The organism is Mycobacterium sp. THU-M104 (assembly GCF_049197365.1).
Classification (GTDB): domain Bacteria; phylum Actinomycetota; class Actinomycetes; order Mycobacteriales; family Mycobacteriaceae; genus Mycobacterium.
Genome location: NZ_JBMIOP010000179.1, coordinates 1 through 7646, shown reverse-complemented (window position 1 = coordinate 7646; position 7646 = coordinate 1). Strand labels below are relative to the sequence as shown.

Sequence of the window (7646 nt, the reverse complement as noted above, 5' to 3'; positions counted from 1 at the left end):
GCCTCCGTAGAGCAGGTCGCAGCTGCGCCCCGAGGACCGCAGGTGCCCGCCCTTGACCAGCACCCACCGCGGGCCCAGCGCGTGCAGCGACTTCGCCGCCGCGCGCTGCGACTCCTCGTCGATCACGTCGACGCCCACCAGCAGGCGCACCTCGTCGAGGTTCGGGGTCACCAGCGTGGCGAGTGGGAACAGTTGCTCACGAAGGGAATCCAGGGCCGCGGGCGCCAGCAGCAGGTCGCCGTGCATGGAGGCGCACACCGGGTCGACGACGAGCGGGACCGCCGGGTCGAGCCGGCGCCAGGTGGCGGCCACCGCGCCGACGATGTTCGCCGAGGCCAGCATCCCGGTCTTGGCGGCCTGGATTCCGATGTCGCTGACCACGGCCTCCATCTGGCCGGCGACGACGTCATCGGGAACTGCGTGAAAGTCTTTGACCCCCAACGTGTTCTGCACGGTGACCGCGGTGACCGCGACGCAGGCGTGCACGCCGAGCAGAGCGATGGTGCGCAGGTCGGCCTGAATCCCCGCGCCGCCCCCGGAGTCCGATCCCGCGATGGTCAGCACGCGGCGCGGGGTGGTTCCCGACGCCGGCAGCGGCAGATAGTTCACGTCACTGCGTGATCGGCAAATACACCTGCTTGCCGTGCTCGGCGAACTCTCGGGATTTCTCGGCCATGCCTTCGGCCAGCATGGCCTCGATGTCCTCCTCGGTTTCGAGACCGTGCTCGGCGGCGAAGTCCCGGACGTCCTGGGTGATGCGCATCGAGCAGAACTTCGGGCCGCACATCGAGCAGAAGTGCGCGGTCTTGGCAGGTTCGGCGGGCAGCGTCTCGTCGTGGTAGGCGCGTGCGGTGTCGGGGTCCAGCGACAGCGCGAACTGATCATTCCAGCGGAACTCGAAGCGCGCCGTGCTCAAGGCGTCGTCGCGCTCCTGAGCGCGGGGATGGCCCTTGGCCAGGTCGGCCGCGTGCGCGGCGATCTTGTAGGCGATGACCCCGTCCTTGACGTCCTTGCGGTCCGGCAGCCCGAGGTGTTCCTTGGGGGTGACGTAGCACAGCATCGCGGTACCGGCCTGGGCGATGATCGCCGCCCCGATCGCCGAAGTGATGTGGTCGTAGGCCGGCGCGATGTCGGTGGCCAGCGGGCCCAGCGTGTAGAACGGGGCCTGGTCGCACAGCTCCTCTTCCAGCCGCACGTTCTCGACGATCTTGTGCATGGGTACGTGGCCGGGGCCTTCGATCATCACCTGTGCGCCATGGGATTTGGCGATCTTGGTGAGCTCGCCCAGGGTGCGCAGCTCGGCAAACTGCGCGGCGTCGTTGGCGTCGGCGATCGAACCGGGCCGCAGCCCGTCGCCCAGGGAGAAGGTGACGTCGTAGCGGGCGAAGATGTCGCAGAGTTCCTGGAAGTTGGTGTACAGGAACGACTCCGTGTGGTGGGCCAGACACCAGGCCGCCATGATGGAGCCGCCCCGGGACACGATGCCGGTGACCCGCTTGGCGGTCAGGGGCACATACCGCAGCAGCACGCCGGCGTGCACGGTCATGTAGTCCACGCCTTGCTCGCACTGCTCGATGACGGTGTCGCGGTATATCTCCCACGTCAGCTCGGTCGGATCTCCGTTGACCTTCTCCAGCGCCTGATAGATGGGCACCGTGCCGACTGGCACGGGGGAGTTGCGCAGGATCCACTCGCGGGTCTCGTGGATGTTCTTGCCGGTGGACAGGTCCATGATGGTGTCGGCACCCCAGCGGGTTGCCCACACCATCTTGTCGACCTCCTCGGCGATCGAGCTGGTCACCGCCGAGTTGCCGATGTTGGCGTTCACCTTCACCGCGAACGCCTTGCCGATGATCATCGGCTCGCTCTCGGGATGGTTGTGGTTGGCCGGGATCACGGCGCGGCCGCGCGCAACCTCATCGCGCACCAGTTCGGCGGACATGCCCTCGCGGGCGGCGATGAAAGTCATCTCCGCGGTGATCTCGCCGGCGCGGGCCCGCTGCAGCTGAGTCCCGCGGTCGCGGACCACGCCGGGCCGCGCGGGCAGGCCGGCCGCCAGGTCGATCACCGCGGCGGGGTCGGTGTAGGGGCCGGAGGTGTCGTAGAGGTCGAAGTGTTCCCCGGTGGACAGGTCGACCCGCCGCAGCGGAACCCGCAGAGTGGCCCCGCCGTCGGGCGCCGCCACGTCGAGATAGGCCTTGCCGCTGCCGGCGATCGGGCCGGTCGTCACGGACGGTTCGATGGTTGTGGTCATCCTGTCATCTCCCTACGCCGGCATTACCCGGTCAGGTTCGTACGGTCGACGGCCCCGAGCCGTCCTCTCAGCGCACTGGTCGTGAGCTCCCGCGGTGTGTTCTGTTGAGCGACCCCCACGCGAGGTTACCCCCGCCCGGACCCGTCCGGTACGTCGGCGGGCGGGGCAGCTGGGAGAAACCGATCAGGCCTCCTCGATGGCTTCGCCGAGTTCCTCCAGCAGCCGGTTGTGGTGGTTGTTCGCCATGATGTGGCCGGCGGCGATGACGAGGGCAACCGGCCAGTCGATGAGTTCGAAGGCGGCGAGGGCGGCCAGCCCGCCGTAGTAGGCCAGTTGCTCCGGGCGGGGGATCTCCACCTGGCCCATTATCGGCAGGTTCACGGCGAACGTCTCGCCCTCGCGGATCTTCTGAACCGCGTCGTGTTGGGACGTTCCCCGGAGCGCCTTCTTTTCCGCCATCATTTGCCTTTCTGTAACGAGGAGTTTCCCGCCCCGCCGGGTCGCCCGGCCACCGTCGGGGTCATGTCGAGGACCGAGACTCCGGCAGACCCGTTGGTTTCGCCGGTTGCTTCGGCTCTCGCCGTGCCCCTGAGGCATTTGTACGCGCTGCTGTGGCGCGCGGGGATTGTGGAGATTGTCCGGTCCGAACCGGCGCGTCGGCAGTCGGCGGCGGCTGGCTGCCCGGGCTGCCCCATGTCGCCGCAACACGGTTCACCGCGGCCAGGGCGACCGTCGCGGCAGCGGCGGTTCCCAGAGCCTGCGCCCATCCGAGCGGACCCAGCGGAGTGCAGCCGAGCAGTTGGCTGACCGCCGGGATGCTGATCAGGGTCGCCATCGTGGTCATCGACCCGACCGTGGTGAGCACGACCAGCGGAGCGCGGGATTCCAGCAGCGTCTGGCCCAGCTCGGCGCCCACCAGGGCCACCAGCGCAACGGTGGAGGCGCGTCGGGGCAGGCCGGTGGCCCGGGCCATCGCCCAGGCCGCCGTCGCCGCGGCGGCGGTGGTGGTGCCGCGGATGGCGACGGCGCGCCACAGCGCGGGCTGGTCGGGGCCGCGTAGCCCCCGGTCGGCGGGGCTCCTGGGCTTGCTGACGGCAAGCGCCGCGGCCGGCAACGCATCGGTCATCATGTTGACCAGCAGCAGTTGCCGGGTGTTCAGCGGCGAGGTGCCCGTCAGCGCGCTGCCGATGATCGCGAAGAGGACCTCGCCGGCGTTGCCGCCGAGCAGCACCGAGACCGCCGACTGCACCCGCTGCCAGAGTTGTCGTCCTTCGTCGATGGCGTGCACCAGGGCCTCGATGCGGGCGTCGACCAGCACGACGTCGGCCGCCAGGTGCGCCGGGTCGCTGCCGCCGGCGACGACGCCGATGCCGACGGTGGCGGCGCGGATCGCGGCCGCGTCGTTGGAGCCGTCGCCGACCATCGCGCACCGCACGCCGCCGGCTTCCAGCGTCTGCACGACCTGGACCTTGTTCTCCGGTGTCATCCGCGCGAAGATCACCCGCTCGGTCACGACACGTTCCCGGTCTCTGCGCGACAGGGCATCCCATTCGGCGCCACTGATCACCTGGTCGGCGCTCACCGGCAGCCCCAGCTCGGTGGCGATGGCCGTGGCGGTGATCGGGTGGTCGCCGGTGATCAGCTTGACGCCGACCTGCTGCCGCCGCAGTTGGTCCAGCAGGTCGGCGGCCTCGGAGCGCGGCGTGTCGGACAGGCCGAGCAACCCGGCCAGGGTCAATCCGTGTGTGCAGAGTTCGGCGATGCCATCGGGGTCGTCGCGGATCTGCCGCGCCTGCTGCGGGCTGAGCTCTCGCCGCGCGACCGCGATGACCCGCAGTCCGCGTGCGGCCAGCTCGCCGACCTCGTGCTCGGGGTCCGGGGTGTCGCAGGCAGCCAGCACCACCTCGGGGGCCCCTTTTACGGTGAGCTCGCCACCGGTGACCGAGGCCGAGAACGACCTGCCGGACCGGAACGGTAGGTGTGCGTCGGGCGCCGGCAGCGCCGACGGGGCCCCCAGGGCGTCGGCTGCCGCAGCCACGATGGCGGCGTCCGTGGCGTGTGCGTGCGGGTCGCCGTTGGACGCGGGGGCGGCGTGCGCGGCGCAGCGCAGGACCGTCTCGCGGGAGTGTCCCGGCGCCGGGTGGACCTCCGCGACGCGCAGCCGGTTCTCGCTGAGCGTGCCGGTCTTGTCGAAACACACCACGTCGATGCGGCCCAGGGCCTCCACCGAGCGTGGCACGCGGACCAGCGCGCCGAATTTTGTCAGCCGCCGCGCCGACGCCGCCTGGGCGAGGGTCGCCACCAGCGGCATGCCCTCGGGGACCGCGGCCACGGCGATCGCGATTCCGCTGGCGACCGCTTCGCGCAGGGCTGCGCGCCGCAGCATCCCCAGTGCGCCGACCACTGCGCCGCCGGTGACGCTGACCGGGAAGGCACGGTTGGTGAGCCGGCTGAGCTGGTGCTGCAGGCCCACGTCAGAGGAGATGTCGGCGGACACCAGCTCGGCGGCGCGGCGCTCCTGGGTGTCGGCACCGACGGCGGTCACGACGGCGATGGCGGTGCCGGTCACCAGCGTGGTGCCCGCGTAGAGCATGCAGCGGCGCTCGGCGAGGTAGGCGCCGGGCGTGGCCTCGACCTGCTTGTGCACCGACAGCGACTCACCGGTCAGTGTCGACTCGTCGACCTCGACGTCGTTCTCCTCGACGATCCGGGCGTCGGCGGGCACCACCTCGTGCGTGCGCACCTCGATCAGGTCGCCGGGCTGCAGCTGCGCGGCGATGACATCGGTGTGGGCCCGCTGCCCGTCGGGCCCCGTCAGCACCTTGCGGGCAGGTGGAATCTGTTGCGCCAGTAACTGTTTCAGACGGTTCTCGGCGCGCAGCCGCTGGCTGGCCGCCAGCATGGAGTTCGCGGTCAGCACCGAGAAGACCAGCACCGCGTCGACGGGCGATCCGAGCACCGCGCTGGCCGCCGAGCCCAGCGCCAGCACTGGTGTCAGCGGGTCGGTCAACTCGGCGCGGACTGCGTCGAGAAACTGAAGGAACGTGCGCGCCGGGGTGTCGGCCTTTGCGGTGACGTCGGCGGCCGGCTCCGGCGCGCGCGGGGGCAGCAGCGCGCGGACCTGCTGCGCCGACATCGCGTGCCAGTCGTAGACCGATCCGGGGCGGGGCTCCTCGGCGCCGACGATCCCGCGCGCCAGCAGGTAACCCGACAGCAGCCCCGCCGCCGCGCCGGTGCTGATCGGGCCCGGCCCCAGACCGCGCACACCGGGGATCATCAACAGCGATCCCATGGCCGTGGCGCCGGCCGATATCCCGGCGCCGCGCCGGGCGGCGAGCCTGGCCGCAGGAAGGGCGAGCAGCACCCGCCACGCCGCCGCCAGGTCGGGCACCAGCAGGTCGGCCTCCCAGGGCAGCGGATCGGTGTCCTGGTGCGGCAGCAGGCCCACCGCCACGTCGGCGGCAGCCAGGGCACGGCCCTGCGGCGTGGACAGCACGGCCACCGTGCGGCCCGCGCTCTGCAGCTCGGCGACCGTGGCGGCCAGCGCGTCGTCGAGGGATCGGCCGTTCGGCAGCCGGAGGTCGTCGAACGCGTGCCGTAACTCGCCCAGCATGTCCACGTCGATCGACACCAGGTCGGCCCCCGACCGGTGGGCCTCGGCGACCACCGCCGACGCCAGCGGAGCGTGGGCCCCACGGAACAGGTCCTCGACCGCGGGATCGGGCTCGCCCGCCACCTGAACGTCGCTGGTGCACAGCGCCCGGGGGTCGATGACGATGGCGTCGACGCGATCCAGCCGACGCAGTGCGTCAGGCCGCAGCGTCAACACCGCGTGCCGATCGGCCAGCCCTCGTCCCAGCGCCGCGGCGAAGGCCTCGGGTGTGGTGCGCGTCGCCTTGGGTGTGGTCACCAGCACCGCGGTTGCGGCCAGGTGCGCGCTGCGGGTGGTGGCGCCGATCAGTCCGGCGCTGGCAGCCTGCATCAACGCGAAACGGCGGGCCGGGCCACTCGGGCGCCCGGGGGGCCGCGTCTGCCGCGCGGGCCGGTCAGCACCCCGCGCCAATGACGCTTCGTACCGGCGCCAGACCCGCGCCTCGGCGTGACTTTCGGCGGTCCGCAGCGACTGCATGAGCAGACCCACCGCCAACGAACCCGGAGACTGCGTCACGGTCTCGGCGGCCACCGCGGCCAGCGTCAGCGCGGTGTCCGTCGCGGGCCGGCCGATGGCGTTCTCGATCAGCCGTCGCAGCCAGGGCTGGTAGTCGACCGCGACGACGCCGGCCAGCACCCCGATCGGGGCCCGCGGCCAGTGCAGGGCGCGGCCGGTCAGCGCGATGCCCAGCCCGGCCGCGTTGGCGGCCACTGTTACGGCGCTGATCACCGGCACCCCACCGTCGGCGGGCGGCTGCGCGACGGGAACCGCGGCGTCGGCGGATGTCGGGCGGGGCAGGTCGGCCCAGATCGCCCGGACACCCTCGCGCAGCGGAATGGCCGCGACGTTCAGGCAGGCGCCGGCCAGAGCCGTGGTGGTGCGGACTCCGGCGACCAGGACGCGCAGCGGTATTCGAACAGGAGATACGACAATGCTCAAGGGCTGCTCAAGGGCTGCTCAAGGGATCCCGACTAGTTGGTGCTGCGCAGTTCGCTTGCGCCTGCCCGGCGCCCGGCGGTCTTCTTGGCCGCCGGTTTGGCCGCGTTCTGGGGCACCGCCTTCTTCGGCGAGGCATCCCCCGGCACCGGCGTCAGGTTCGTCTTCGGTGGCGGTTCGGGTTTGCGGTGCATCCGGTGTAGCAGCAGCGCACCCCCGCCCACGGCCAGCAGCACCGGCCACTCGACCAGGCCGGCCACCCCGAGCGCACCGATGGCCAGCGCCGCCGCCGGGGTGGAATGGCTGCCCGAGCTGACACCGCGCTTGATGCCCTCGGCGGCACCCGTGACGCCCCCGACGATCCCGTTTACCGCCGCGCCGCCCACGGCGCCCGCGGCGGCGGTGGCAGCATCGGCCGCACGGTTGACGGTGTTGCCTAGGCTTCGGGCTGCCCCGCCGACGACACTCATGGTGGCTCCTGATCTCTGGTCGTCCTCGCGGCGACCGGTTGACGTCGCCTGTATACCCGTGGAACGGAAAGTAAACAGCGGCACAAAATTTTCCCACCATCTTTTCAAACAAATGCCCGCCGCGCTACTGGCCGGCGCATGACAACGAGCGGCCGGGCGGGAATTCCCATGCTGCTCCGGCCTCACTGGTCGCGCACATCCACCAGCACCGGGGCGTGGTCACTGGGCCCTTTGCCTTTGCGTTCCTCGCGAACGATCTGCGCGGCGCTCACCCGGCCCGCCAACGCCGGCGAGGCGAGGATGAAGTCGATGCGCATGCCCTGCCTCTTGGGAA

General features: G+C 71.4%; 5 protein-coding genes, 2 pseudogenes and 1 riboswitch. Of the genes and pseudogenes, 1 reads left to right on the top strand and 6 read right to left on the bottom strand.

Features of this window, described 5'->3' with window-relative positions; genetic code table 11:
* The 3 genes from thiD to ACOJVU_RS14340 all read right to left on the bottom strand — a co-directional run.
* Positions 1–609 (bottom strand): bifunctional hydroxymethylpyrimidine kinase/phosphomethylpyrimidine kinase (thiD, locus tag ACOJVU_RS14350; RefSeq protein ID WP_421530381.1); only part of this gene is annotated, 609 nt, incomplete at its 3' end.
* 1 nt (position 610) lies between these two features.
* A complete protein-coding gene (gene thiC, locus ACOJVU_RS14345) occupies positions 611–2254 on the bottom strand; it encodes a phosphomethylpyrimidine synthase ThiC (RefSeq protein ID WP_421530380.1) in 1644 nt (547 codons plus the stop codon).
* Positions 2247–2357, bottom strand: a riboswitch (TPP riboswitch). (Overlaps the previous gene by 8 nt.)
* A gap of 80 nt (positions 2358–2437) precedes the next feature.
* Positions 2438–2713: a hypothetical protein gene (locus tag ACOJVU_RS14340; RefSeq protein ID WP_421530383.1), complete on the bottom strand. Its 276-nt coding sequence runs from the start codon at positions 2711–2713 to the stop codon at positions 2438–2440.
* A gap of 63 nt (positions 2714–2776) precedes the next feature.
* Between ACOJVU_RS14340 and ACOJVU_RS14335 the strand changes: the two genes are divergently transcribed.
* Complete coding sequence (locus ACOJVU_RS14335) at positions 2777–3061, top strand: Rv1535 domain-containing protein (protein ID WP_421530382.1); 285 nt, start codon at positions 2777–2779, stop codon at positions 3059–3061.
* Here the strand turns inward: ACOJVU_RS14335 and ACOJVU_RS14330 are convergent.
* From ACOJVU_RS14330 to ACOJVU_RS14320, 3 genes and pseudogenes are all read right to left on the bottom strand, one after another.
* Positions 3024–5156: pseudogene (locus tag ACOJVU_RS14330) on the bottom strand (cation-translocating P-type ATPase); the annotation flags it as partial. The gene ACOJVU_RS14335 and the pseudogene ACOJVU_RS14330 overlap by 38 nt on opposite strands.
* 1721 nt (positions 5157–6877) lie before the next feature.
* Positions 6878–7312, bottom strand: a complete 435-nt coding sequence (locus ACOJVU_RS14325) for a hypothetical protein (RefSeq protein WP_421530379.1) — start codon at positions 7310–7312, stop codon at positions 6878–6880.
* A gap of 182 nt (positions 7313–7494) precedes the next feature.
* Positions 7495–7646: pseudogene (locus tag ACOJVU_RS14320) on the bottom strand (exodeoxyribonuclease III); the annotation flags it as partial.

What these genes read in the sequence shown, in the direction of transcription:
- thiC (WP_421530380.1), bottom strand. Translation starts at nt 2,254, where the DNA reads ATGACCACAACCATCGAACCGTCCGTGACGACCGGCCCGATCGCCGGC.
- ACOJVU_RS14340 (WP_421530383.1), bottom strand. Translation starts at nt 2,713, where the DNA reads ATGGCGGAAAAGAAGGCGCTCCGGGGAACGTCCCAACACGACGCGGTT.
- ACOJVU_RS14335 (WP_421530382.1), top strand. Translation starts at nt 2,777, where the DNA reads ATGTCGAGGACCGAGACTCCGGCAGACCCGTTGGTTTCGCCGGTTGCT.
- ACOJVU_RS14325 (WP_421530379.1), bottom strand. Translation starts at nt 7,312, where the DNA reads ATGAGTGTCGTCGGCGGGGCAGCCCGAAGCCTAGGCAACACCGTCAAC.